This is a genomic window from Ramlibacter sp. 2FC (assembly GCF_005503345.1).
Taxonomy (GTDB): Bacteria; Pseudomonadota; Gammaproteobacteria; order Burkholderiales; family Burkholderiaceae_C; genus SCMQ01.
Genome location: NZ_SCMM01000053.1, coordinates 1 through 23,501, shown reverse-complemented (window position 1 = coordinate 23,501; position 23,501 = coordinate 1). Strand labels below are relative to the sequence as shown.

20 protein-coding genes are annotated in these 23,501 nt (G+C 69.6%); 17 read left to right on the top strand and 3 right to left on the bottom strand.

Features of this window, described 5'->3' with window-relative positions; genetic code table 11:
* Nucleotides 1-11 precede the first annotated feature (11 nt).
* The 6 genes from FFS10_RS18890 to FFS10_RS18865 all read left to right on the top strand — a co-directional run bounded on the left by FFS10_RS18890 (nucleotide 12) and on the right by FFS10_RS18865 (nucleotide 8,259).
* Nucleotides 12-2,474: a patatin-like protein gene (locus tag FFS10_RS18890; RefSeq protein ID WP_137896048.1), complete on the top strand. Its 2,463-nt coding sequence runs from the start codon at nucleotides 12-14 to the stop codon at nucleotides 2,472-2,474.
* 162 nt (nucleotides 2,475-2,636) lie between these two features.
* On the top strand, nucleotides 2,637-3,308 hold the full coding sequence (locus FFS10_RS18885) for a GntR family transcriptional regulator (protein ID WP_137896046.1): 672 nt from the start codon (nucleotides 2,637-2,639) through the stop codon (nucleotides 3,306-3,308).
* Nucleotides 3,309-3,340: 32 nt separating this feature from the next.
* Nucleotides 3,341-4,837 (top strand): malonyl-CoA decarboxylase domain-containing protein, encoded by a 1,497-nt coding sequence (locus FFS10_RS18880; protein ID WP_137896043.1) that lies wholly within the window; start codon nucleotides 3,341-3,343, stop codon nucleotides 4,835-4,837.
* A gap of 39 nt (nucleotides 4,838-4,876) precedes the next feature.
* Complete coding sequence (locus tag FFS10_RS18875; RefSeq protein ID WP_137896041.1) at nucleotides 4,877-5,863, top strand: Bug family tripartite tricarboxylate transporter substrate binding protein; 987 nt, start codon at nucleotides 4,877-4,879, stop codon at nucleotides 5,861-5,863.
* A gap of 12 nt (nucleotides 5,864-5,875) precedes the next feature.
* Entirely contained in the window at nucleotides 5,876-6,682 is an 807-nt protein-coding gene (locus tag FFS10_RS18870; RefSeq protein WP_249931352.1) for an enoyl-CoA hydratase/isomerase family protein, read from the top strand.
* 23 nt (nucleotides 6,683-6,705) lie between these two features.
* Nucleotides 6,706-8,259 (top strand): malonate--CoA ligase, encoded by a 1,554-nt coding sequence (locus FFS10_RS18865; RefSeq protein WP_137896040.1) that lies wholly within the window; start codon nucleotides 6,706-6,708, stop codon nucleotides 8,257-8,259.
* Between the two features lie 78 nt (nucleotides 8,260-8,337).
* Here the strand turns inward: FFS10_RS18865 and FFS10_RS18860 are convergent, their stop codons facing one another.
* Entirely contained in the window at nucleotides 8,338-8,781 is a 444-nt protein-coding gene (locus FFS10_RS18860; RefSeq protein ID WP_137896038.1) for a universal stress protein, read from the bottom strand.
* Between the two features lie 107 nt (nucleotides 8,782-8,888).
* On the opposite strand from FFS10_RS18860, the gene FFS10_RS18855 reads away from it, so the two are divergent.
* The 9 genes from FFS10_RS18855 to FFS10_RS18815 all read left to right on the top strand — a co-directional run bounded on the left by FFS10_RS18855 (nucleotide 8,889) and on the right by FFS10_RS18815 (nucleotide 17,376).
* Nucleotides 8,889-11,216 (top strand): heavy metal translocating P-type ATPase, encoded by a 2,328-nt coding sequence (locus FFS10_RS18855; protein ID WP_137896061.1) that lies wholly within the window; start codon nucleotides 8,889-8,891, stop codon nucleotides 11,214-11,216.
* Nucleotides 11,216-11,353: a cbb3-type cytochrome oxidase assembly protein CcoS gene (gene ccoS, locus FFS10_RS18850; RefSeq protein WP_137896037.1), complete on the top strand. Its 138-nt coding sequence runs from the start codon at nucleotides 11,216-11,218 to the stop codon at nucleotides 11,351-11,353. Before FFS10_RS18855 ends, ccoS begins: the two co-directional genes overlap by 1 nt.
* A gap of 64 nt (nucleotides 11,354-11,417) precedes the next feature.
* Complete coding sequence (ccoN, locus tag FFS10_RS18845; RefSeq protein WP_137896035.1) at nucleotides 11,418-12,854, top strand: cytochrome-c oxidase, cbb3-type subunit I; 1,437 nt, start codon at nucleotides 11,418-11,420, stop codon at nucleotides 12,852-12,854.
* Nucleotides 12,855-12,869: 15 nt separating this feature from the next.
* Nucleotides 12,870-13,496: a cytochrome-c oxidase, cbb3-type subunit II gene (gene ccoO / locus FFS10_RS18840; protein ID WP_137896033.1), complete on the top strand. Its 627-nt coding sequence runs from the start codon at nucleotides 12,870-12,872 to the stop codon at nucleotides 13,494-13,496.
* A gap of 20 nt (nucleotides 13,497-13,516) precedes the next feature.
* Nucleotides 13,517-13,654, top strand: a complete 138-nt coding sequence (locus FFS10_RS18835; RefSeq protein ID WP_137896032.1) for a cbb3-type cytochrome oxidase subunit 3 — start codon at nucleotides 13,517-13,519, stop codon at nucleotides 13,652-13,654.
* Nucleotides 13,655-13,678: 24 nt separating this feature from the next.
* Nucleotides 13,679-14,596: a cytochrome-c oxidase, cbb3-type subunit III gene (gene ccoP, locus FFS10_RS18830; protein WP_137896030.1), complete on the top strand. Its 918-nt coding sequence runs from the start codon at nucleotides 13,679-13,681 to the stop codon at nucleotides 14,594-14,596.
* 763 nt (nucleotides 14,597-15,359) lie between these two features.
* Nucleotides 15,360-16,802 (top strand): cytochrome c oxidase accessory protein CcoG, encoded by a 1,443-nt coding sequence (ccoG, locus tag FFS10_RS18825; RefSeq protein ID WP_502702892.1) that lies wholly within the window; start codon nucleotides 15,360-15,362, stop codon nucleotides 16,800-16,802.
* 9 nt (nucleotides 16,803-16,811) lie between these two features.
* Nucleotides 16,812-17,057 carry a nitrogen fixation protein FixH gene (locus FFS10_RS18820; RefSeq protein WP_137896028.1) on the top strand — a complete coding sequence of 82 codons (246 nt, stop codon included), beginning with the start codon at nucleotides 16,812-16,814 and terminating at the stop codon, nucleotides 17,055-17,057.
* A gap of 25 nt (nucleotides 17,058-17,082) precedes the next feature.
* Nucleotides 17,083-17,376: a hypothetical protein gene (locus tag FFS10_RS18815; RefSeq protein WP_137896026.1), complete on the top strand. Its 294-nt coding sequence runs from the start codon at nucleotides 17,083-17,085 to the stop codon at nucleotides 17,374-17,376.
* Nucleotides 17,377-17,412: 36 nt separating this feature from the next.
* On the opposite strand, the gene fnr is transcribed toward FFS10_RS18815, so the two are convergent.
* Nucleotides 17,413-18,132: a fumarate/nitrate reduction transcriptional regulator Fnr gene (fnr, locus tag FFS10_RS18810; RefSeq protein ID WP_137896024.1), complete on the bottom strand. Its 720-nt coding sequence runs from the start codon at nucleotides 18,130-18,132 to the stop codon at nucleotides 17,413-17,415.
* Nucleotides 18,133-18,311: 179 nt separating this feature from the next.
* Here fnr and hemN point away from each other — a divergent pair, with 179 nt between their 5' ends.
* Nucleotides 18,312-19,715: an oxygen-independent coproporphyrinogen III oxidase gene (gene hemN, locus FFS10_RS18805; RefSeq protein WP_137896023.1), complete on the top strand. Its 1,404-nt coding sequence runs from the start codon at nucleotides 18,312-18,314 to the stop codon at nucleotides 19,713-19,715.
* A 9-nt stretch (nucleotides 19,716-19,724) separates the two neighbouring features.
* Complete coding sequence (locus FFS10_RS18800; protein WP_137896021.1) at nucleotides 19,725-20,402, top strand: sulfite exporter TauE/SafE family protein; 678 nt, start codon at nucleotides 19,725-19,727, stop codon at nucleotides 20,400-20,402.
* Nucleotides 20,403-20,420: 18 nt separating this feature from the next.
* Here FFS10_RS18800 and FFS10_RS18795 read toward each other — a convergent pair whose 3' ends face one another.
* Nucleotides 20,421-23,444: an FAD-binding and (Fe-S)-binding domain-containing protein gene (locus FFS10_RS18795; protein ID WP_137896058.1), complete on the bottom strand. Its 3,024-nt coding sequence runs from the start codon at nucleotides 23,442-23,444 to the stop codon at nucleotides 20,421-20,423.
* Nucleotides 23,445-23,501 lie beyond the last annotated feature (57 nt).

The following is a 23,501-nucleotide window of genomic DNA, read 5'->3' as shown; positions in this document are numbered from 1 at the left end:
AGCGCAGCACAATGAAGGAAAAAGAGCTCCGGCTGGCTGTGGTCTTTTTCGGCGGCGTGTCGCTGGCGATCTACCAGCATGGCATCAACCGCGAGATCCTGAACCTGGTCCGTGCGTCGAAGATCAGCCACCGCGACAAGTCGCTGGAGGGCGAGGTCAGGTCGTCCAGGTTTCATGATCACTATCCGGACGAACCCGAGCGCTCGACCGGCGAGGTCTACCTCGAGTTTCTGGAGACCCTGGGGCGGGACATCGACCTGCGGGTGATCGTCGACGTGATCGCGGGCGCCTCCGCCGGTGGCATCAACGGCGTGGCCCTGGCCACGGCGCTGGCTCACGACCTGAGCCTGATGCCGATCACCGACATGTGGCTTCAGGAGGCCGACATGCTCAATCTGCTGGCGCCCGAGGCCAGGGCGAGGCTGTGGAGCAAGTGGTATTTCTGGCCCCTGGTCCAGCCCCTGCTCAAGCGGCTGGACCGCGAGGGCCTGCTGCCGGGCCCGGCCGACGCCGAGATGAAGGAGCGGGTGTCGGTGTTCCTGCGCTCGCGCTGGTTCAAGCCGCCGCTGGACGGGCGCCGCCTGACGGCGCTGATGCTCGATGGCCTGGCGGCGATGGGCAAGTCGGGGGCGGCGTCGGAGTCGCTGCTGCCCACGGGCACGAGGCTGGATCTGCTGATCACGGTGACCGACTTCAGGGGGCTGGACCGGCCCATCTTCATCCACGACCCGCCGGTGGCGCATGAAAGAGAGCATCGCCACATTCTTCATTTCGGTCTCGACCATCTGCGAACCGGCCATCTGAAGAGCGACTTCGACGTCGACAACCTGCCTTCGCTGGCCTTTGCCTGCCGGGCCACGGCGTCCTACCCGGGGGCCTTCCCGCCGGCCCAGGTCCGCGAGATCGACGACATCCTGGCCGAGCGCCACCGGCCCTGGCCTGCGCGCACGTATTTCCTGGAGCGCAATTTCAAGCGCTACCACGAGCTCGGCGAGAACCCCGAGGAGGCGGTGCTGGTCGACGGCAGCGTGCTCGACAACAAGCCGATCACGGCCTGCGTGGAGGCCATACGCACCCATGGCGCCTACCGGGAGGTCGATCGCCGCCTGGTCTTCGTCGACCCCCGCCCGAGGCGCGACTCCGCGACGGCGGGGCGGGGCGTGCCGGGCTTTTTCGCCACGCTGCGCGGCGCGTTGTCGGACCTGCCGCGCCAGGAGCCCGTCTACAACGAGCTGGCCGTGATCAGCCACTACAACCGCCAGGCCCGGCGCCTGAAGGCCACCATCCTGCACGCCCGGCCCCATGTCGAGAGGATGGTCGAGCAGCTGACCGAGGGCCGGCTCAGGGGCAGCTTCACGGCCGACGACCTGCGGCACTGGCGGCTGGAAGCCACCAAGGTGATGTCCGGCACGCCCATCGTCTTCGATGCCTGGCAGCGCTCGCTGGTTCTCGAAGGCCTGGATTTCATCGTCCAGCTCGTTGCCGGCGCCTGCCGCTACGCGGCCGACTCGCGCGAGGCGCGCCAGGTGCAGGAGATCATCGAGGCATGGGCCGTGCACGAGGGCATCCTGGCCTCCAGCTATGTGATCCCCGCAGGCCTTTACGAATATGCCGACCGGCCGATCTTCACGAAGATCGTCGGCAACTTCGGCGTGATCTACAAGAAGCGGCGGCTGCACTTCGTGTTGCACGAGATCAACGACCTCTACCAGAACCTGGCGCAGGACGGCGGCGTGCCCGATCCGCAGGCGCTCGACCTGCTGAAGATCAAGGTGCAGAAATGCATAGACGATCTCTCGGTCTACGACGACATCGGCTGCCTGAGCCGCCAGGCCCAGGCAGCCTGCCGGCGCCTGTTCGTCGGACGGCTGCTGCCTGGGCCGCCGCAGGCCGGCGAAGACCAGGGGCTGGGCCCGCAGGACATCGCGGACCTGTCGAAGCTGGTGGAGCGGCTCGGCCAAGAGTGCGACATGGAGCGCATGATGGACAACGCGGACGCCGTGATCGCCTCCCCCCTGCTGATGAACCTGGGGGAGCGCTGCCGCGTCGCGGTACTGACCGGCTACCTCGGCTACTTCTACTGGGACATCATCCTGCGCCCGACGGCGAGCGCGCTGTCGCTGGACGCCGGCCCGATCGAGGAGATCCTGATCGACCGCATCAGCCCCGAGGATGCGGCGACACTCAGGTTCGAGGACAGCAGGGACGTGCTGATCGGCGGCACGTTCGCGGGCTTCGGCGGCTTTCTGAGCCGCGCTATCCGCGAGAACGACTACCTCTGGGGTCGGCTCCACGCGGTGGACCGGCTGTTCGACATCCTGGCCAGCACGGTGCCGGCGAACCGGCGCGGGGAATTCGATCTCCGCGCCCTCAAGAAGCGCGCCTTCGAATGCGTGCTCGAGGAGGAGGGCGCGCGGCTCAGCCTTGTGCCGCAGCTGCTGGCGCGTCTGCGCGAGGCTGTCGCGCGGCTTTGAACCGGCTGCCCTGGCGCCGGTGGCTGCGCTGTGGCAGCAGCCGACCTGGGGTTTGTCTGGATGAGAGCAGGGCTTGCGCTGTCGTTCTCATCGATTCATAATTACGCGTAATTATTGAATATTACAGCGCCTGAATCCCACACTCCTGCCTTTGTCCCTGCCATGCGCCCGGTCCACAACTCGCTCCACGACGAAGTCGCCGCCAAGCTGCGCGAGCTGATCTTCGGCGGCGAGCTGCTGCCCGGCAGCTTCGTCGACGAGGCGGCGCTGTGCGAGCGCTTGGCCATCTCGCGCACGCCGCTGCGCGAGGCGCTCAAGGTGCTGACGGCCGAGGGCCTGGTGCGCCACGAGCCGCGCCGCGGCTGCTTCGTGAACCAGGTCACCGAGCAGGACCTGGACGAGATCTTCCCCGTCATCGCCCTGCTCGAAGGGCGTTGCGCCTACGAGGCCACGCGTAACGCCAGCGACACCGACATCCAGGCGCTGGAGACCCTGCACGAGCGCCTGACGCGGCATGCCAGGGCGCGGCGCATCAACGACTACTACGAGGCCAACTACGCGATCCACGAGGCCATCATCACGCTGGCCGACAACCGCTGGCTGGCCCAGGTGATCGCCGACCTGCGCAAGATCCTCAAGCTCGCGCGCCTGCAGCAGCTGCATGCGCCGGGGCGGCTCGAGCAATCGCTGGCCGAGCACCTGGCGGTGTTCGAGGCGCTTAAGGCGCGCGACGCCGAGGCCGCCGAGCAGGCCATGCGCAACCACCTCACGCGCCAGCGCGAAGCGCTGCGCGAGCTCGCACGCAGCAGCAAGAGCCGCGTGCTGGCGGCATGACATCTCAGTAAACCGCAGAGAAGGGCAGGGCCATGAACACCTCGGAATGGATCAGTCGCAGCGTCTCCAGATTGTTGCCGGGCGGCGCATCGGGCGCCGGCAAGGCGTCCTCCGGCGCAAGCCGCAAAGCCGCGGGCGGCGAGGCGGCGCCCGACGGCCGTGCTGGCCAGCCTGCCGCGGCGCCGCAGGCGCGCTCCACGCGCGAACGTCTGGGGGCCACGCTGCGCCACAAGGAGGAGGCCTTGTCACCGCGCGTGCTGCGCCGCACGCTGACCGAGTTGCAGGCCATCATCGACCCCAATGTCAGCGAGGTCGAGGGGGGGCGGCGCGCCAAGGCGGTGGCGGCTTGGTATGCCGGGGCCACGCCGGAGCGCCGCCGCGACTGCTGGCTGCTGATGAGCGAGATGTTCGTGGCCGACGCGCAAAAGGCCAAGATCGCTCAGGCCCAGTTCGCCGCAGCCCTGGGCACGCCCGATGAGGCTGTGGCCGAGGTGCACTTCCGCCGCGCCACGGTGTCGCCGCGCCGAAGGCTGCTCCAGCGCTTCAGCGTCTACCCCGGGGGCATCCAGTTCCTGGTGAACCTGCGCGCCGAAATGCAGCCCTATCTCAAGGCCGACAAGCGCTTGCTGGCGCTGGATGTGGAGATGGAATACATGTTCTCCACCTGGTTTGACGTGGGCTTTCTTGATCTGCGCCGCATCAGCTGGGATTCACCCGCGTCGCTGGTGGAAAAGCTGATCAAGTACGAGGCCGTGCACGACATCAAGAGCTGGGCCGACGTGAAGAACCGGCTCGACTCCGACCGCCGCTGCTACGGTTTTTTTCATCCGCGCCTGCCCGATGAGCCCTTGATTTTCGTGGAAGTGGCGCTGGTGGACGACATGGCCGACAGCATCACACCGCTGCTGGACGAATCCGCCGCAGCCGCGGACCTGAACCGCGCCACCACGGCGATCTTCTACTCCATCAGCAACACCCAGACGGGCCTGCGCGGCGTGAGCTTTGGCGATTCGCTGATCAAGCGCGTGGTCGAGACGCTCAAGGCCGAGTTTCCCCAGCTCAAGACCTTTGCCACCCTGTCACCGATCCCCGGTTTTCGCGCGTGGCTGGGCAAGAACATGGCGGCCGTGTTGGAAGGGCTGGACGACAAGCACCTTGCCGAGCTGGGTTCTGCCGTGGGCTTTGCGCCACCTGCCGCCACCCATGTGTTGTCGGCTATCGACAAGCCGCTGGATTTGTCCGAATCCTCTCCGCTACGCCGCTTTTTGCTGCACGCGGCCGCCTGCTACCTGGGCCGGGAGTTGACAGACGGCAAACCCACGGACCCGGTGGCCCGCTTTCACCTTGGGAACGGTGCAAGGGTAGAGCGGCTCAACTGGGCCGGCGACCCTTCGCCCAAAGGCTTGAAGCAGGCCTATGCCCTGATGGTGAACTACTTGTATGACCTCAAACGCCTGGACAAGCATCGCGCGATGCTGGTGCAGGGCAAGATTCCGGTGTCGGGCGGCATCGAAGCCTTGTACCTTTAAGAGATCGCTTTTTTGATTCAACGACGACAGGAGACAAAAATGAACCATAGCCTTCAAAGGCGTGATGTGTTGCGCGCCGCTGTGGCCAGCGTGGCTGCTTATGCGCTGCCGGGCCACGCCCAGTCGGGCTGGCCGGCCAAGCCGGTGACATTGATCGTGCCCTTCCCGGCCGGTGGCGGCACCGACGCCTTCGCGCGGCCCATGTCGGCCCAGTTCGCGCGCCTGACCGGCAAGCAGCTCATCGTCGACAACCGCGGCGGCGCCGGCGGCACCCTGGGCGCCAGCCTGGCGGCCAAGGCCCAGCCCGACGGCTACACCCTGTTCATGGGCGCGGTGCACCACACCATCGCGCCCAGCATGTACCCGCGCCTGGACTACGACCTCGAGCGCGACCTGGTGCCGCTGATCCAGGTGGCCAGCGTGCCCCAGGTGCTGGTGGTCAACCCGAAGAAGGTCTCGGCCGCCAACTTCCAGGAGTTCATGGCCTATGTGCGCAAGAACCCCGGCAGGCTCAACTACGGCTCGGCCGGCGGCGGCACCTCGCACCACCTGGCCGGCGAGCTGTTCAAGCTGCAGACCCAGAGCTTCATCACCCATATCCCCTACCGCGGGGCCGGCCCGGCCCTGCAGGACCTGATCGCGGGCAACGTGGACATGATGTTCGACGGCCTGGGCTCCTCGGCCAATCACATCAAGGGCGGCCGCATCAAGGCCCTGATGGTCTCGGGCACCAAGCGCAGCCCGGCCTTCCCCGACGTGCCCTGCGCGGCCGAGCTGGGCCTGCCGGACTACACGGTGAGCACCTGGTACGGTGTCTGGGCGCCCAAGGGCACGCCGGCCGAGGCCCAGGCCCGTGCCATCGAGGAAATCCGCAAGGCCTGCAGCACCGACGAGGCCAAGGCGGTCTGGGCCGGCCAGGGCGCGGAATTCCCCAACCTCACCGGTGCGCAGTTCGACGCCTTCATCAAGGCCGAGATCCGCCGCTGGGCGCAGGTGGTCAAGGCCTCCGGCGCCAAGCTCGACTAAGGCGGGCGACGCATGGGAACGCCGCGCGGCATGGGACGGGTCGACTGTGAGGTGCAGGGCGCGATCGCCCTCGTGAGCCTGTCGCATCCGGCCAAGTTCAACGCCATGTCGCGCGCCATGTGGCGCGAGCTGCGCGCCCTGTTCGAGGACCTGCCCGCACGCCCCGGCCTGCGCTGCGTGATCCTGGGCGGGGAGGGCGGTCATTTCTGCGCCGGCGGCGACATCGCCGAATACCCGGCGTTCCGCTTCGACCCGGCCGGCCTGCGCGACTTCCACGAGAGCGAGGTCTGGGGCGGCCTGGAGGCCCTGCTGCGCTGCGAGCTGCCCATCGTGGCCCGGATCGAGGGCCACTGCATGGGCGCCGGCCTGGAACTGGCCAGCTGCTGCGACATCCGCATCGCGGCCGCCTCGGCCCGCTTCGGCGCGCCTATCGCGCGGCTGGGCTTTCCCATGGCGCCGCGCGAGGCCCAGCTGGTGGCGCGCGCCGCGGGCCAGGCGACGGCGCGCGAGCTGCTGCTCGAGGCCGCCGTGCTCGACGCGCCCGAGATGAAGGCGCGCGGCTTCCTGAACCGCGTCGTGCCCGATGCCGAGGCCGCTGCCCAGGCCCTGGCCAGCGCCCGGCGCATCGCCGCCTTGGCGCCCCAGGCCGCGCGCCTGAACAAGCGCACCCTGCGCGCGCTGGAGCCGGTCCCGGCCGCGCCTGCGCAGGCCGAGGCCGCGCTGCAGGCCCTGGTCGACCAGGCCTACGACTATGCCGACAGCGCCGAGCATCGCGAGGGCATCACCGCCTTCCTGGCCAAGCGCCCCCCTGTCTTCTGAGTTTTCATCACCCCGTCCCGACCATGAACAACCACAACCTGTTTGCCGCTCTGCGTGCGGCCTTCCCGCAAGACCTCGACGCCGTGGCCGTCGAGACCGACCAGGGCCTGCTGTATTCCTGGCGCGACCTGGACCGCGCCACCGCCATGCTGGCCAACCTGCTCGATTCGCTGGCCCTGCCCGCGGGCAGCCGCATCGCAGTGCAGGTCGAGAAGTCGGTCGAGGCCATGATGCTCTACCTGGCCACGCTGCGCGCTGGCCACGTGTTCCTGCCGCTCAACACCGCCTACCAGAGCGCCGAGATCGAGTACTTCATAGGCAACGCCGAGCCCGCCGTCGTGGTCTGCAGCCCGAAGAGTTTCGGTTGGGTCAGCAAGATCGCCTTCAAGGCCGGCACCCGCCATGTGTTCACCCTGGGCGAGGACCGCAGCGGCAGCCTGCTCGAGCGTGCCGCGCATTTCGGCGACCAGCACCAGCCCGCCTTGCGCGCCGCGGACGATCTGGCCGCCATCCTCTACACCAGCGGCACCACCGGGCGCAGCAAGGGCGCCATGCTGACGCACGGCAACATGCTGTCCAACGCGCTCACGCTCAAGGGCTACTGGGGCTGGAGAACGCCCGAGGAAGGCGGCGACGTGCTGATCCACGCGCTGCCCATCTTCCACGTGCACGGCCTGTTCGTCGCCATCCACGGCGCGCTGATCAACGGCAGCAAGATGATCTGGCTGGCCAGGTTCGACCCCAAGCAGGTGCTGCAGCACATGCCGCGCGCCACCGTGTTCATGGGCGTGCCCACGCTCTACGTGCGCCTGCTGGCCGAGCCCGGCCTCACGCGCGAGGTGGTGAAGAACATGCGCCTGTTCGTCGCCGGCTCGGCGCCGCTGCTGCTCGAGACCTTCAACGAATGGCGCGAGCGCACCGGCCACGCCATCGTCGAGCGCTACGGCATGAGCGAGACCGTGATGCTGGCCTCCAACCCCTACCGCCCCGATCCGCGCCACGGCAACCAGGACGAGCGGCGCGGCGGCACGGTGGGCTTCCCGCTGCCGGGCGTGAGCCTGCGCGTGGTGGGCGAGGACGGCCGGCCCCTGCCCGCGGGCGAGATCGGCGGCATCGAGGTCAAGGGGCCCAACGTGTTCAAGGGCTACTGGCGCATGCCCGAGAAGACGGCCGAGGAGTTCACCGCCGACGGCTTCTTCAAGACCGGCGACGTGGGCCGGGTCGACGAGCACGGCTATGTCTGCATCGTCGGCCGCAGCAAGGACCTGATCATCTCCGGCGGCTACAACGTCTACCCGGCCGAGATCGAGGGCTACATCAACGAGATGCCCGGTGTGGCCGAGAGCGCACTGGTCGGCGTGCCGCACCCGGATTTCGGCGAGGTGGGGGTGGCGGTGGTCATCCCCAAGGCCGGCACCGGGCTGGAGCCGGAGCGCGTGATCGCCGAGCTCAAGTCCCGGCTGGCCAACTTCAAGATTCCCAAGCGCTGTTTCGTGGTCGAGGAGCTGCCGCGCAACACCATGGGCAAGGTGCAGAAGAACCTGCTGCGCGAGCAGTACAAGGCCTTGTTCGCCTGAGCCGGGCCGTCGCCCAAGACCGAAGCCCGGCCAGGTCCGGGCTTTTTGCTTGCGGCCCGCCGCGCGGTGGGCGAGCGCTCAGCGCAGCACCAGCACCGGCACGTGCGAGTGCGTGAGCACCTGCTGGGTCTCGCTGCCCAGCAGCAGGCGCTTGATGCCCTTGCGGCCGTGCGAGGCCATGACGATCAGGTCCACGCTGTGCTTCTTGGCCGCCGCGATCAGCGCGTCCGACACCACGTCCGACTTGGCCGTCAGCGCCTTGACCTTCACGCCCTTGGCCTCACCGGCCTTCTTGACGGCATCCACCACCGCCTGCCCATCCTCGGCCCACTGCTGCTCCACGCGCGCCACGTCCTGGGCTGACAGCGGGATCGAGCCCTCGAAATAGCTCTGCGGGTAGCGGGGAATCACCTTCAGCGCGACGAGCTCGGCGCCAGACAGCGCGGCCAGCGCAATGGCGCTGCTGACAGCCTTTTTCGAGAGCGTGGAGCCGTCCGTGGCGACGAGGATGCGCTTGTACATGCTGTTCTCCTTTTGTTGATGGAATGCTCAGGGTAGCTTTTACGGCAACTTGCGGCTTGATGCAAATCAAGGCAATCGCCAGTGGTTTCGCTAAGCTGTCGCCGATGATGGAAAGCGCCGCCCTGCCAGCCCCCAGCCCCCCCGGCCTGTTCGGCGCCGGAACCGAGGGCGCCGTGGCGGCCGAATCGTCTGAGCTGGCCGTGCTCGACGATCCCCAGGAGTGGCCGGCCTTCAGCCAGCCGCTGCAGGGCCGGCCGGGCGACTGGACCTCGCGCGTGGTGTTCGAGGGCATGCACTGCGCGGCCTGCGCCGTCACCCTGGAGGACGCGCTGCGCGCGGTGCCCGGCGTGCGCGCGGCCGAGGTCAGTGCCGCGAGCCGGCGCGGAACCATCGTCTGGAGCGAGGCCGAGACCCGGCCCTCGCGCTGGATGCAGGCGGTGCGCGCGGCGGGCTACAGCGCGGTGCCGGCCAACGATGCCCTGGCCGGCGAGCGGCGCCGCGCCGAGTCCCGGCGCGCGCTGTGGCGCTGGGGCGTGGCGGGCCTGTGCATGATGCAGGTCATGATGTACGCCACGCCGGCCTATGTGGCCGAGCCCGGCGAGATCACGCCCGACATGCAGGGCCTGCTGCGCTGGGCCTCCTGGGTGCTGACGCTGCCGGTGCTGCTGTTCTCCTGCGCGCCCTTCTTCGCCAGCGCCTGGCGCGACCTGCGCCAGCGCCGCGTGAGCATGGACCTGCCGGTGGCGCTGGGCATGGGCATCACCTTCGCCGTCAGCTCGCTGGCCACCTTCGAGCCGGCCGGCCCGTTCGGCGCCGAAGTCTATTTCGACTCGCTGACCATGTTCGTGTTCTTCCTGCTGACCGGGCGCTGGCTGGAGCTGCGCCTGCGCGACCGCACGGCCGGCGCGCTGGAGTCGCTGATGAACCGCCTGCCCGACAGCGTGGAGCGGCGCGGCGCGGGCGGCCGCTTCGAGCGCGTGGCAGTGCGCCGCCTGGCGGCCGGCGACGTGGTGCGCGTGCTGCCGGGCGAGGCCTTTCCCGCCGACGGCACGGTGCTCGAGGGCCAGACCCTGGCCGACGAGGCCCTGCTGACCGGCGAGTCGCGGCCGCTGCCGCGCGGCGAGGGCGCGGCCGTGATCGCCGGCAGCCACAACCTGGCGGCCCCCGTGCTGGTGCGCGTGGAGCGCACCGGGGCGCAAACGCGCTTCGCCCAGATCGTGGCCCTGATGGAAAGCGCCTCGGCCAGCAAGCCGCAGCTGGCCCGGCTGGCCGACCGCATCGCCAAGCCCTTCCTGATCGCCGTGCTGCTGGCCGCGGGCGCGGCGGCGGCCTTCTGGTGGCCGCAGGACCCGGGCCGCGCCCTCATGGTGGCGGTGGCCGTGCTGATCGTGACCTGCCCCTGCGCGCTGTCGCTGGCCACGCCGGCGGCCATGCTGGCCGGTGCCGGCCAGCTGGCGCGCCGCGGCGTGCTGCTGCGCCGCCTGCAGGCCCTGGAGGCCCTGGCCTCGGTGGACCAGCTGGTGTTCGACAAAACCGGCACGCTGACGCGCGACGCCCTGGTGCTGGGCGCGGTGCGCACGCGGCCCGGCCTCACGCGCGGCCAGGCCCTGGGCCTGGCGGCGGCGCTGGGTCGCCAGTCGCTGCATCCAGTCTCGCGCGCCCTGGTGGCGGCCGGCGAGTCCGAGGCGGCTGACGAGGCCCGGGCCTGGACCGTCGAGGGCCTGCAGGAGGCGGCGGGCCAGGGCGTGGCCGCCACGCTGCGCCGCACCGGCCAGGCGCCACTGTCCCTGCGCCTGGGTTCGGCTGCTTTCTGCGGCGTGGCGTTGCCGGCCAGCGACGCGCCCCAGGCCTGCCTGAGCGACGACCAAGGCTGGCTGGCCAGCTTCGAGCTGCGCGAGGAACTGCGCCCCGACGCCGCCACCGCCGTGGCCGCCTTGCGCGCCCAGGGCGTGGCCGTGAGCCTGCTGTCGGGCGACGGGGCCGAGGCCGTGGCCCGCGTGGCCCAGGGCAGCGGCATCACCGAGGCGCGCGGCGGCTGCACGCCGCAGGACAAGCTGGACTTCCTGCGAGCGGCCCAGGCCCGTGGGCGCCGCGTCGCCATGGTCGGCGACGGCCTGAACGATGGCCCGGTGCTGGCGGGCGCCCATGTCTCGTTCGCCTTCGGCCAGGCCGTGCCGCTGGCCCAGGCGCAGTCCGACTTCGTGGTGCTGGGCGAGCGCCTGGCCGAGGTGCCGCAGGCCCTGGCCCTGGCGCGCCGCACGCTGCGCGTGGTGCGCCAGAACCTGGCCTGGGCGGCGCTCTACAACGCGGTCTGCGTGCCGCTGGCGGTGGCGGGCTGGCTGCCGGCCTGGCTGGCGGGCCTGGGCATGGCCCTGAGCTCGCTGGCCGTGGTGCTCAACGCCCTGCGCCTGGCGGCGCCCCTGGAGAAGACCTGATGGACATCCTGTTCCTCTTGATTCCGCTGTCGGTCGTCCTGGTGTTCTTCATCCTCGGTGGGCTCTGGTGGGCCATCCACCAGGGGCAGTTCGAGGACGTCGAGGCCGAGGGCCAGCGGATTCTTCGGCACGATTGATTTGCATCAAGGCCGGCGCGGCGAGGTCCGGGGACACTCGGACCGGGTTACTAGAGAGGTAAGCATGAATTTTGTCCCTGCGCGAGCCGGCACCTACAACGACACCGTCGTGCGGCAGTTCGCCGTCATGACCGTGGTCTGGGGCGTGGTCGGCATGCTGGTCGGCGTCATCATCGCCGCCCAGCTGACCTGGCCGGAGCTCAATTTCGGCATTCCCTGGCTCAGCTACGGCCGCCTGCGGCCGCTGCACACCAATGCCGTGATCTTCGCCTTCGGCGGCTGCGGCCTGTTCGCCGCCTCCTACTACGTGGTGCAGCGCACCTGCCACGTGCGCCTGTTCGGCGAGAAGCTGGCGGCCTTCACCTTCTGGGGCTGGCAGCTGGTGATCGTGCTGGCCGCGGTCTCGCTGCCGCTGGGCTACACCAGCGGCAAGGAGTACGCCGAGCTCGAGTGGCCGATCGACCTGCTGATCACCCTGGTCTGGGTGGCCTACGCCGTGGTCTTCTTCGGCACCGTGGGCACGCGCAAGGTCAGGCACATCTACGTGGCCAACTGGTTCTTCGGCGCCTTCATCCTGGCCGTGGCCCTGCTGCACCTGGTCAACAGCGCCGCCATCCCGGTCGGCTTCATGAAGTCCTACTCGGCCTACGCCGGCGTGCAGGACGCCATGGTCCAGTGGTGGTACGGCCACAACGCCGTGGGCTTCTTCCTGACGGCCGGCTTCCTGGGCATGATGTACTACTTCATCCCCAAGCAGGCCGAGCGCCCGGTCTACTCCTACCGCCTGTCCATCGTCCACTTCTGGGCGCTGATCTTCACCTACATGTGGGCCGGCCCGCACCACCTGCATTACACGGCGCTGCCCGACTGGACCCAGTCGATCGGCATGCTGTTCTCGCTGATCCTGCTGGCGCCCAGCTGGGGCGGCATGATCAACGGCATCATGACCCTGTCGGGCGCCTGGCACAAGCTGCGCGACGACCCCATCCTGCGCTTCCTGATCGTCTCGCTGTCCTTCTACGGCATGTCGACCTTCGAAGGCCCGATGATGTCGATCAAGACCGTCAACGCGTTGTCGCACTACACCGACTGGACCGTGGGCCACGTGCACTCGGGCGCCCTGGGCTGGGTCGGCCTGGTGACCATGGGCAGCATGTACTACCTGGTGCCGCGCCTGTTCGGCCGCAAGCAGATGTACAGCGTCAAGGCCATCGAGGTCCACTTCTGGGTCGCGACCATAGGCATCGTGCTCTACATCGCCTCCATGTGGATCGCCGGCGTGATGCAGGGCCTGATGTGGCGCGCGGTCAATACCGACGGCACGCTGACCTACACCTTCGTCGAGTCGGTCAAGGCGACCTTCCCGTTCTACGTGCTGCGCCTGCTCGGCGGCCTGCTGTACCTGGCCGGCATGCTGATCATGCTGTGGAACACCGTCAAGACCGCCACCGCCGGCCGCTCGGTCGCCGTGGCCATCCCGGCCGCTGCGGCCCATGCCTGAGGAGGAGCACGCACCATGGCCAACCAGACAAGCAGCGGCGGTCTGTCGCACGAGAAGATCGAGACCAACAACTTCCTGATGATCGTGCTGATCCTGATCGTGGTCGCCATCGGCGGCCTGGTCGAGATCGTGCCGCTGTTTTTCCAGAAGTCCACCACCGAGCCGATCGCCGGCCTCAAGCCCTACACGGCGCTGCAGGTCGCCGGGCGCGACGTCTACGTGCGCGAGGGCTGCTACAACTGCCACTCGCAGATGATCCGGCCGTTCCGCGCCGAGACCCTGCGCTACGGCCCTTACTCGGTGGCCGGCGAGTTCGTCTACGACCACCCCTTCCAGTGGGGCAGCAAGCGCACCGGCCCCGACCTGGCGCGCGTGGGCGGGCGCTACAGCGACGAATGGCACCGCATCCACCTGAACAACCCGCGCGACGTGGTGCCGGAGTCCAACATGCCATCCTACCCCTGGCTGGAGAAGACCACCGTCGACGCGGCCGCGCTGCCGGTCCACATGAAGGGGCTGCGCAGCCTGGGCGCGCCCTACAGCGACGAGCAGATCGCCAAGGCGGCCGAGGAGGTCCAGGGCAAGAGCGAGCTCGACGCCGTGATCGCCTACCTGCAGGTGCTGGGCATTCACCGCAAGTGAAGCCGCGCGAAGGACAGAACATGGACATCAACACCCTGCGCTCCGCCGTCACCGTGGCGGCCCTGATCGCCTTCCTTGGCATCTGCGTCTGGGCCTGGTCGCGCCGCAACCAGGCGGGCTTCGAGGAGGCGGCCCGGCTGCCTTTCGGCCAGGACTGAGGCCCGAACATCCAAAGGAAAACAATGAGCGACTTCGTCAGCAACTTCTGGTCGGTCTACGTGGCGGGCATCACCCTGGCCGGCATCATCGCCTGCCTGCTGCTGCTGTGGTTCAGCGGCAAGGCCAAGGCCATGACCGCCAACGACAACACCACGGGCCATGTCTGGGACGGCGACCTGCGCGAGATGAACAACCCCCTGCCGCGCTGGTGGGTGTGGCTGTTCATCATCACCGTGGTGTTCTCGCTGGCCTACCTGGCCATGTACCCGGGCTTGGGCAGCTTCGCCGGCAAATACGGCTGGAGCCAGGCCGGCCAGTACCAGGCCGAGGTGGCCAAGGGCAACCAGGAGGTGGCGCCGCTGTACGCGCGCTTCACCGGCATGAAGCCCGAGGACGTGGCGCGCGACGCCCAGGCCATGGCCATAGCCGACCGCCTGTTCATGAACAACTGCGCCCAGTGCCATGGCGCCGACGCGCGCGGCAGCAAGGGCTTCCCCAACCTCGCCGATGGCGACTGGCTGCACGGCGGTGCGCCCGACAAGATCAAGGAAACCCTGGTCCAGGGCCGCGCCGGCAACATGCCGCCCATGGCGGCCGCCGTGGGCACGCCCGAGGACGTGCGCAACGTGGCCCACTACGTGCTGAGCCTGTCCGGCAGCCCGCACGACTCCTTGCGCGCGGCCCTGGGCAAGTCCAAGTTCGGCGCCTGCGCGGCCTGCCACGGCATGGACGGCAAAGGCAACCCCGCGCTGGGCGCGCCCAACCTGAGCGACGACATCTGGCTGCATGGCTGGGGCGAGAACGCCATCGTCGCCATGATCAACCAGGGCAAGCTCAACCAGATGCCGGCCCAGGCCGGCAAGCTGACCGAAGACCAGATCCATGTGCTGACCGCCTATGTCTGGGGCCTGTCGAACAAGAACGCGCGCAGGGCGCCCTGAGGGGGGTGTCCTTGCAGCCGTCCCTTTCGACGTGTTCGCTGCACCGCGCGGCAAAGGCGTGCGCGGGCAGGCCGCAGCGCTTCAATGAGGGCGATCGCCGCTGCGCGGCGACTTCCCTGCGGTGCTCGGTCTGGCGGCCCGTCGCGCAACTCGCTTTGTTCGCTTCGCTCGCGCCGCTCAAACAAGCGCGACGAGTCAGTTCACGAAGCGCGCTGCGCGCGCGGCCGCCAGACCTGCGCTCCTCGGCGCCCTCAAGGCGCGCTGCGACCTGCCCGCACACGCCTTTGCAGAGGCATGGTTGGCGAGCCACTAGTCCAGCGAAACGGGGAAATCGGCTGTGCGTGAGTGCCTGGCAGGGCCGCAATCGAGGCGGCGGGCGCAGCCGGGTTGGACACCCGGCGAGCACGGCAACGACGAGTGCGGCCCTGCCAGGCACTCACCCGCAGGGCCGGGGTCGCAACGACCGCATGGCGGCGTTGCGCACCTTGCCAAGGCGGCCAGCCTTGGCTGCGGCGCGCGCCTTGCCCTGCGCCCGTTGCGACCCCGGCGCACAGCCGATTTCCCCGTTTCGCTGGACTAGCAGCGAGCGCCGCGGTGTCACTTTGCCGCGGCAGGCGGTGTCCGGTGGGGGCGATTTGTGTGGCGGCGAGCATCGCAGTGGAGTCGGCGCAACGCGCCGACCGCCACAGTATGAGCCCCCGCCGGATACCGCCTGCCGCGGCGCGTGGTGTAGCGCTTGCCAAGACCTTGAGAAGGGCAGCCCGTGAAGCCCAACCAGAGGACGACCACTGCGCGGGTCATCCCCATCGTCGCCGCGCCCGCGGCCGACGAGGTGATGGTCTCGCTCTACGAGGCGCAAAAGAAGATCTACCCGCGCAGCGTCTCGGGCCTGTTCGCACGCTGGCGCTGGGGCCTGGTGATCCTGACCCAGCTGGTCTTCTACGGCCTGCCCTGGCTCGAGTGGGGCCAGCGCCAGGCCGTGCTGTTCGATCTGGGCCTGCGGCGTTTCTACATCTTCGGCCTAGTGCTCTACCCGCAGGACTTCATCTACCTGGCGGCTCTGCTGATCATCTCGGCCATGGCGCTGTTCCTGTTCACCGCCGTGGCCGGCCGCCAGTGGTGCGGCTACGCCTGCCCGCAGACGGTCTACACCGAGCTCTTCCTCTGGATCGAGCGGCACCTCGAAGGCGACCGCCAGGCCAGGATGCGGCTCGACGCTGCGCCCCTGTCGGCCTCCAAGCTGGCGCGCAAGGGCGGCAAGCAGGGGGTCTGGGTGCTACTCTCGCTGTGGACCGGCTACAGCTTCGTCGGCTATTTCACGCCGATCCGCGAGCTCGGCCAGTCCTTCCTGCAGCTGGGCACGGGGCCCTGGGAAACCTTCTGGGTCCTGTTCTACGGCTTCGCCACCTACGGCAACGCCGGCTTCCTGCGCGAGCAGGTCTGCAAGTACATGTGCCCCTACGCGCGCTTCCAGAGCGCGATGTTCGACCGCGACACCTTGATCGTGAGCTACGACGAGGCGCGCGGCGAGCCGCGCGGCGCGCGCTCGCGCAAGGCCGACCCGAAGGCGCTGAACCTGGGCGACTGCATAGACTGCACGCTGTGCGTGCAGGTCTGCCCCACCGGCATCGACATCCGCAAGGGGCTGCAGTACGAATGCATCAGCTGCGCCGCCTGCGTCGATGTCTGCGACAGCGTGATGGACAAGATGGTCTACCCGCGCGGGCTGATCCGCTATTCGACGCAGAACGCCGTGGCCGGCGGCTGGACGCGCGCGCAGCTGCTGCGCCGCGTCTTCCGGCCGCGGGTGCTGGTCTATGCCGCCATCCTGGGCGCGGTGAGCCTGGCCCTGCTGGCCAGCCTGTGGCTGCGCACGCCGTTCAAGGTCGACGTGGTGCGCGACCGCGCCGCGCTGGCGCGCATCGTCAGCGGCGGGCGGATCGAGAACGTCTACCGGCTGCAGATCATGAACGCCACCGAGCGCCAGCAGCAGTTCAGCATCGCGGCCCAGGGCCTGCCCGGCCTCGCCGTGGTGAGCGGCGACAGCGCGACCGTGGAGGCCACCCAGTCGCTGTGGCTGCCGGTGCGGCTGCAGCTGCCCTACGGCGCGGCATCCGCCGGGTCGCACCCGATCCAGTTCCAGGTGAAGACTCTGGACGGCGCGGGGCAGGTGAGTGAGAAGTCGGTGTTTCTGGTTCCGAGGTAAGGAGTGCTCATGCAGGACAGACAAGCGCAACCCTGGTGGAAACACGGCCATGTCTGGCTGCTGATCGCCGGACCGGCCATCGTGGTGGTGGCGGGCTTCGTCACCCTGTTCCTGGCGCTGCGCACGCCCGACCCGGTGATCGGCGGCCATGGGCCGGCCCAGCAGGCCGGGCAGGCCGCCCTGGCGCCGGCCCTGCAGGCGCGCAACCATGCCGCCACCGGCGTGCCCGCCCAGCCGGCTGCGGCGCGGCCCTGAGGCCCGGCTCGACAAGGAGGCCTAGATGCTCGCAAGACGCTGGATGTGGATCGCCTGGCCGGCCTTTCTGGTGGCCGGCGTGCTCGAGATGCTGGTGTTCGCCATGGTCGACCCCGAGGACCTGCACTGGTTCGGCCAGCCGCTGGCGTTGTCGCGCCTGGGCGTCTACACGCTGGCTTTCTTCGTGTTCTGGCTCATGACCATGGCCTCGAGCGCGCTGACCACGCTGCTCTCGCTCTCGCCGTTCGAGGTGAACCGCTGCCCGGTGCCGCCGGACGCACGGCCCGAGGACTGTGCCAGGCAGGAAGGCTGCCGCTGAGGTCTGGAGGGCCGGAAGGGGCGGGCGCAGCCCGCCTTACTGGCAGGACTGGTTGTTGACGATGCGCTTGAGCGCCTCGGTGTCGAGGATGCGCACATGGCGCTGCTTGACCTCGACGATGCCGTCCTCGACGAACTTGGAGAAGGTGCGGCTCACGGTCTCGAGCTTGAGGCCCAGGTAGCTGCCGATCTCCTCGCGCGTCATGCGCAGGATCAGCTCGGACTGCGAGAAGCCGCGGGCATGCAGACGCTGAACCAGGTTGAGCAGGAAGGCCGCCAGGCGCTCCTCGGCGCGCATGCTGCCCAGCAGCAGCATCACGCCGTGCTCGCGCACGATCTCGCGGCTCATGATCTTGTGCACGTGGTTCTGCAGTGCCGTGACCTCGCGCGAGAGCTCCTCGATGCGGTCGAAGGGCATCACGCAGACCTCGGCATCCTCGAGCGCCACCGCGTCGCAGGTGTGGTGGTCGTGCACGATGCCATCGAGGCCGATGATCTCGCCGGCCATCTGGAAGCCCGTGACCTGGTCGCGTCCGTCCTCGGTGGCGATGCAGGTCTTGAAGAAGCCGGTGCGGATCGCGTACAGGGACGTGAACTTCTCGCCGTTGGAGAACAGCATGGCCCCGCGCTTGACCTTGCGGCGCGTGGCCACCACCTCGTCGATGCGGTCCAGCTCCTCGGGCTTGAGGCCCATGGGCATGCACAGCTCGCGCAGGTTGCAGTTGGAGCAGGCGACTTTGATGGCTTGAGGGTTCATGCGTTGGATCCGGGGCGGTGACGCGAGGGACGGTTCGCAGGGTACCCCTTTCGGAGCCGTCCGGCGGGCCGACATGCGGAAAACCTTTCTGACATGCCTCAAATTGTCGCTCGCAGCGCATGGCTGGAAGTTGATCCATGTCAAGGAACCGGAAGCGACCTGGCGGCACAGTAAGAACCATGCAAGATACCAATACAACGGGGCATGTCATCACGCCGGAGCTGTTGCGTCGCTACGACGTGCCAGGGCCCCGTTACACCTCCTACCCGACCGCCGACCGCTTCGTCGAGGCCTTCGGCGAGGCCGACTATGTCCAGGCGCTGGTGCAGCGCCGCTCGGGCGCGGCGGCCATGGCGCTGCCGCTGTCGCTCTACGTGCATGTTCCGTTCTGCGAGTCGCTGTGCTACTACTGCGCCTGCAACAAGATCATCACCAAGCACCACGAGCGCGGCGAGGCCTACCTGCGCTACCTGAGCCGCGAGATCGACCTGCACACGGCGCAGCTGGGCGTGGGGCAGAACCTGAGCCAGCTGCACCTGGGCGGTGGTAGCCCGACCTTCCTGAGCGACGCCGAGCTGCGCGAGCTGATGGCCATGCTCAGGCGCAGCTTCAACCTGGCGCCGGGCGGCGAGTACTCGATCGAGATCGACCCGCGTACGGTCGACGAGGCGCGCCTGGCCGTGCTGGCCGAGCTGGGCTTCAACCGCCTGAGCTTCGGCGTGCAGGACTTCGACCCTGCGGTGCAGAAGGCCGTGCACCGCATCCAGCCGGCCGAGCAGGTGTTCGCCCTGGTCGAGGCCGCGCGCCGGCTGGACTTCGAGTCGGTCAACGTGGACCTGATCTACGGCCTGCCCCAGCAGACCCCCGAGTCCTTCGATCGCACCCTGGCCCAGGTGGTGCAATTGCGGCCCGACCGCATCGCCCTCTATGCCTACGCCCACCTGCCCGAGCGCTTCAAGCCGCAGCGGCGCATCCTCGCGGCCGAGTTGCCGCATCCGGCCGCCAAGCTGGCCATGCTGGCGAGCGCGCTCTCGGTGTTCCCCGAGGGCGGCTATGTCTACGTGGGCATGGACCATTTCGCCTTGCCGGGCGACGCCCTGGCCGTGGCCAAGCGCCAGGGCCGGCTGCACCGCAACTTCCAGGGCTACAGCACCCAGCCGGACTGCGACCTGATCGGCCTGGGCGTGTCGGCCATAGGCCGCGTCGGCGCCACCTACAGCCAGAACGCCAAGACCCTGGAGGAGTATTACGACGCGCTGGACCAGGGGCGTCTGCCCGTGGTGCGCGGCCTGGCCCTGTCGCGCGACGACCTGGTGCGCCGGGCCGTGATCATGGCCATCATGTGCCAGGGCCAGCTCCAGTTCGAGTCGATCGAGCTGGCCTACCTGATCGACTTCCGGAGCTATTTCGCGGCCGAGCTGGAGACGCTGCGCGGGCTGCAGGACCAGGGCCTGGTCGAGCTCGGCGAGGCCAGCCTGCAGGTCACGCCCATGGGCTGGTTCTTCGTGCGCGCCGTTGCCATGGTGTTCGACCGCTACCTGCAGGCCGACCGCACGCGCGCGCGTTTTTCCAAGATCATTTAAAACGCCTGCATGCAGACATCCCTGGCGATCACGGCCGGCCTCATGGGCCTGGTGGGCGGGCCCCACTGCATCGCCATGTGCGGCGCAGCCTGCGCCGGCATAGGCAAGGCCGCCGGTGAGCGCGGCGCCTCGGCCATGGGCCTGTTTCAGCTGGGCCGCGTGGCCGGCTATGCCGGCCTGGGCGGGCTGGCGGCGGCTTCGGTGCAGGGCCTGGGCTGGCTGACCACGCAGACGGCCGTGCTCCGACCCGTGTGGAGCCTGCTGCACGTGGCGGCCGTGGCGCTGGGCCTGCTGCTGCTGTGGCAGGCGCGCCAGCCGGTCTGGCTGGACGGCACGGCGCGCCGGCTCTGGGGCCGCGTGCGCGCCCTGCACGCGTCCTGGGGGCGCGGCGCGCCGCTGGCCCTGGGCGCGCTCTGGGCCTTCATGCCCTGCGGCCTGCTGTACTCGGCCCTGCTGGTGGCGGCGCTCAGCGGCAGCGTGCTGGACGGCGCCCTGACCATGGCCTCGTTCGCGCTGGGCAGCAGCGTCTCGCTGATGCTGGGCCCCTGGCTGTGGCTGCGCCTGGGCGGCGGCGGCAGCGGCGCCTGGGGCGTGCGCCTGGCCGGCTTGGCCCTGGCGCTGAGCTCGGGCTGGGCATTGTGGATGGGCTTGGCTCACGACCAGGCGCCCTGGTGCCTGACCCCCTGAGCGCCGGGGTGCGGCACCCTACCCGGCCAGGTGCTGGGCCAGCAGCTGCGCCACGTGCACGGCCTCGCGCTGGGCGCCATCGTGGATCTGGTGCCGGCAGCTCGTGCCGTCGGCCACCACCAGCGCGTCGGGGGCCGCGCGCAGCGCGGGCAGCAGGCTGAGCTCGGCCATCTGCATCGACACCTCGTAGTGGCTGGCCTCGTAGCCGAAGCTGCCGGCCATGCCGCAGCAGCTGCTCTCGATCAGCTCGGGCCTGGCATCGGGGATCAGCCGCAGCACCTCGAGGACGGGGCTCACGGCGCCGAAGGCCTTCTGGTGGCAATGGCCGTGCAGCAGGATGGGCCGCGTCGCCGGCGCCAGGCGTGCGCGCAGGTCCTCGAGCCGGCCCGCCGCGGCCTCGCGCGCCAGGAATTCCTCCAGCAGCAGGGCCTGGCCCGCCACGGTCTGCGCGGCCTCGCCCAGGCCCAGGGCCAGGGCCTCGTCGCGCAGGGTCAGCAGGCAGGAGGGCTCGAGGCCGACGATCGCGATGCCGCGCTCGGCGAAGGGCCGCAGGGCCTCGACCAGCTCGCCTGCCTTGGCGCGCGCCTGGTCCACCATGCCGCCGGCGAGGTAGGTGCGGCCGCAGCACAGGTGGCTGCCGCCGGCCTGGTCCTTGGCTGCCACATGCACGGTGTAGCCGGCGGCCTGCAGCACGCGCAGGGCCGCGCGCGCGTTCTCGTCCTCGAAATGGCCGTTGAAGGTGTCGACGAACAGCACCACGGGACGCTCGGCGGCCAGCAGCTGCTCGCGCGTGGCGCTGGCCGGCGCGGCGTTGAAGAAGGTCCGGCGCTGCCAGGCCGGCAGGCTGCGCCGCGCCGAGATGCCGAGCCAGCGCTCGCCCAGGCGGGCCAGCGCCGGCACGCGGTTGCGCAGGTTCAGCAGCGGCGCGAGCCGGCTGGCCCAGCGCGCGTAATCGGGCAGTTGGGCGACCAGCCGGTCGCGCAGACTGTGGCCATGCTTCTGCCTGTCCTGGTGCAGGTACTCCAGTTTCATCCTGGCCATGTCCACGCCGGTGGGGCAGTCGCGCTTGCAGCCCTTGCAGCCCACGCAGAGGTCCAGCGCCTCGCGCACGGCCTCGCTGGTCAGGCCCTCGGGGCCGAGCTGGCCGCTCAGGGCCAGGCGCAGGGTGTTGGCGCGGCCGCGCGTGAGGTGCTGTTCGTCGCGCGTGACGCGGTAGCTCGGGCACATGGTGCCGGCGTCGAACTTGCGGCAGTGGCCGTTGTTGTTGCACATCTCCACGGCCTTGGCCAAGCCCTGGGCCGGGTCGCCGCCCGTGCCCGGCGCGCTGGTGCGCTCGGTCACCGGGTCGTTCTGCACGTTCCAGGCGCTCCAGTCCAGCGCCGGCTGCAGCGGGATCACGCGGTAGCTGGGCGAAAACCGCATCAGCCGCGTATCGTCCATGGGTGGCGGGTCGACGATGCGCTGCGGGCTCAGCAGCTGGCCGGGGTCGAGCTGGCGCTTGATGCGGGCTAAGGCCTCGGTGATCCGGGGCCCGAACTGCCAGGCGATCCATTCGCCGCGGCACAGGCCGTCGCCATGCTCGCCGCTGTAGGCGCCCTGGTACTTGCGCACCAGGGCCGAGGCCTCCTCGGCGATCGCGCGCATCTTGGCCGCGCCGCCCTGCGGGCCGGCCTGGCGCATGTCCAGGATGGGGCGCACGTGCAGCGTGCCGACCGAGGCATGGGCGTACCAGGTGCCCTTGCTGCCGTGGCGGCGGAACACCTGGGTCAGCGCGTCGGTGTATTCGGCCAGGTGCTCCAGCGGCACGGCGCAGTCCTCGATGAAGCTGACCGGCTTGCCGTCGCCCTTGAGGCTCATCATGATGTTGAGCCCGGCCTTGCGCACCTCCCAGAGGTTCTTCTGCGGCGCGTCCTCGCTCATCTCGACCACGCTGCCCGGCAGGCCCAGCTCGCCCATGAGCTCGACCAGCTGGCGCAGCTTCGGAAATAGCTGCGCCTTGCTGGCGCCGGAGAACTCCACCAGCAGGATGGCGTCGGGCGCGCCCTGGTTGATGCGCGGCGACAGCGCCGTGCGTATGGTCGGCGCGAAGGCGGGGTTCTGCAGCGACAGCTCGATCATGGTGCGGTCCACCAGCTCGACGGCGCTGAGCGTGCCGTCGCCGCCCAGCTTCACGATGTGCTGGGCCGCGTCCATGGCCTGGTAGAAGGTCGGGAAATTCACCACGCCCAGCACCTTGGCGCGCGGCAGCTCGGCCAGGCGCAGGCGCAGCGAGCGGGTCAGCGCCAGCGTGCCCTCGCTGCCGACCAGCAGATGGGCCAGGTTGACCGAGCCGTCGGCCGTGTAGGGCCGCTGGTTCTGGTTGTGGAAGATGTCGAGGTTGTAGCCGGCCACGCGGCGCAGCACCTTGGGCCAATGCGCCTCGATCTCGGGGCGCAGGCCCTCGGCCAGGCCGCGCAGGAAGTCGCCGATCTCCCGGGCGCGGCCCGAGGCCTGGTGGTACGGGCCGAAGTCGAGCAGGGCGCCGTCGGCCGTCCAGGCCTGGGCGCCAAGCACGTTGTGCACCATGTTGCCGTAGGCGATGGAGCGGCTGCCGCAGGAATTGTTGCCGGCCATGCCGCCCAGCGTGGCCTGGGCGCTGGTGGACACGTCGACCGGGAACCACAGGCCATGGGCCTTCAGTGCGGCGTTCAGGTGGTCCAGCACCATGCCGGGCTCGACCTCCACCTGGCGGTTCGCGACGTCGAGGTCCAGGATGCGCCGCACATGCTTGCTGTGGTCTATCACCAGGCCCGCGCCCACGGTCTGGCCGCACTGGCTGGTGCCCCCGCCGCGCGGCACGATGGGCACGCCCAGGTCGCGGCAGATGGCCAGGGCCAGGGCCACGTCCTCGGCGCTTTGCGGCACGAACACGCCGATCGGCATGACCTGGTAGATCGAGGCATCGGTGGCGTAGCGGCCGCGGTCGGCTGCGCCGAAGCGCACCTCGCCGCGGGTCTCGGCGGCCAGGCGCGCCGCCAGGCGGGCGGCGACTTCGTTGCCCATGCGGGCGGTCTGCTCGTAGAGCTTGTCGGCGGAGCGGGCGAGGGCCTGGGGCAGGGG

Bases quoted from the DNA above. Each gene is read 5' to 3' on its own strand.
- FFS10_RS18865 (WP_137896040.1), top strand. From the start codon at position 6,706: ATGAACAACCACAACCTGTTTGCCGCTCTGCGTGCGGCCTTCCCGCAA.
- fnr (WP_137896024.1), bottom strand. From the start codon at position 18,132: ATGAACCCTCAAGCCATCAAAGTCGCCTGCTCCAACTGCAACCTGCGC.
- FFS10_RS18815 (WP_137896026.1), top strand. From the start codon at position 17,083: ATGCTCGCAAGACGCTGGATGTGGATCGCCTGGCCGGCCTTTCTGGTG.
- FFS10_RS18870 (WP_249931352.1), top strand. From the start codon at position 5,876: ATGGGAACGCCGCGCGGCATGGGACGGGTCGACTGTGAGGTGCAGGGC.
- FFS10_RS18855 (WP_137896061.1), top strand. From the start codon at position 8,889: ATGGAAAGCGCCGCCCTGCCAGCCCCCAGCCCCCCCGGCCTGTTCGGC.
- FFS10_RS18875 (WP_137896041.1), top strand. From the start codon at position 4,877: ATGAACCATAGCCTTCAAAGGCGTGATGTGTTGCGCGCCGCTGTGGCC.
- FFS10_RS18795 (WP_137896058.1), bottom strand. From the start codon at position 23,444: ATGGGCAACGAAGTCGCCGCCCGCCTGGCGGCGCGCCTGGCCGCCGAG.
- hemN (WP_137896023.1), top strand. From the start codon at position 18,312: ATGCAAGATACCAATACAACGGGGCATGTCATCACGCCGGAGCTGTTG.
- FFS10_RS18885 (WP_137896046.1), top strand. From the start codon at position 2,637: ATGCGCCCGGTCCACAACTCGCTCCACGACGAAGTCGCCGCCAAGCTG.
- ccoP (WP_137896030.1), top strand. From the start codon at position 13,679: ATGAGCGACTTCGTCAGCAACTTCTGGTCGGTCTACGTGGCGGGCATC.
- FFS10_RS18880 (WP_137896043.1), top strand. From the start codon at position 3,341: ATGAACACCTCGGAATGGATCAGTCGCAGCGTCTCCAGATTGTTGCCG.
- FFS10_RS18860 (WP_137896038.1), bottom strand. From the start codon at position 8,781: ATGTACAAGCGCATCCTCGTCGCCACGGACGGCTCCACGCTCTCGAAA.
- ccoN (WP_137896035.1), top strand. From the start codon at position 11,418: ATGAATTTTGTCCCTGCGCGAGCCGGCACCTACAACGACACCGTCGTG.
- ccoO (WP_137896033.1), top strand. From the start codon at position 12,870: ATGGCCAACCAGACAAGCAGCGGCGGTCTGTCGCACGAGAAGATCGAG.
- FFS10_RS18835 (WP_137896032.1), top strand. From the start codon at position 13,517: ATGGACATCAACACCCTGCGCTCCGCCGTCACCGTGGCGGCCCTGATC.
- FFS10_RS18800 (WP_137896021.1), top strand. From the start codon at position 19,725: ATGCAGACATCCCTGGCGATCACGGCCGGCCTCATGGGCCTGGTGGGC.
- FFS10_RS18890 (WP_137896048.1), top strand. From the start codon at position 12: ATGAAGGAAAAAGAGCTCCGGCTGGCTGTGGTCTTTTTCGGCGGCGTG.
- FFS10_RS18820 (WP_137896028.1), top strand. From the start codon at position 16,812: ATGCAGGACAGACAAGCGCAACCCTGGTGGAAACACGGCCATGTCTGG.
- ccoS (WP_137896037.1), top strand. From the start codon at position 11,216: ATGGACATCCTGTTCCTCTTGATTCCGCTGTCGGTCGTCCTGGTGTTC.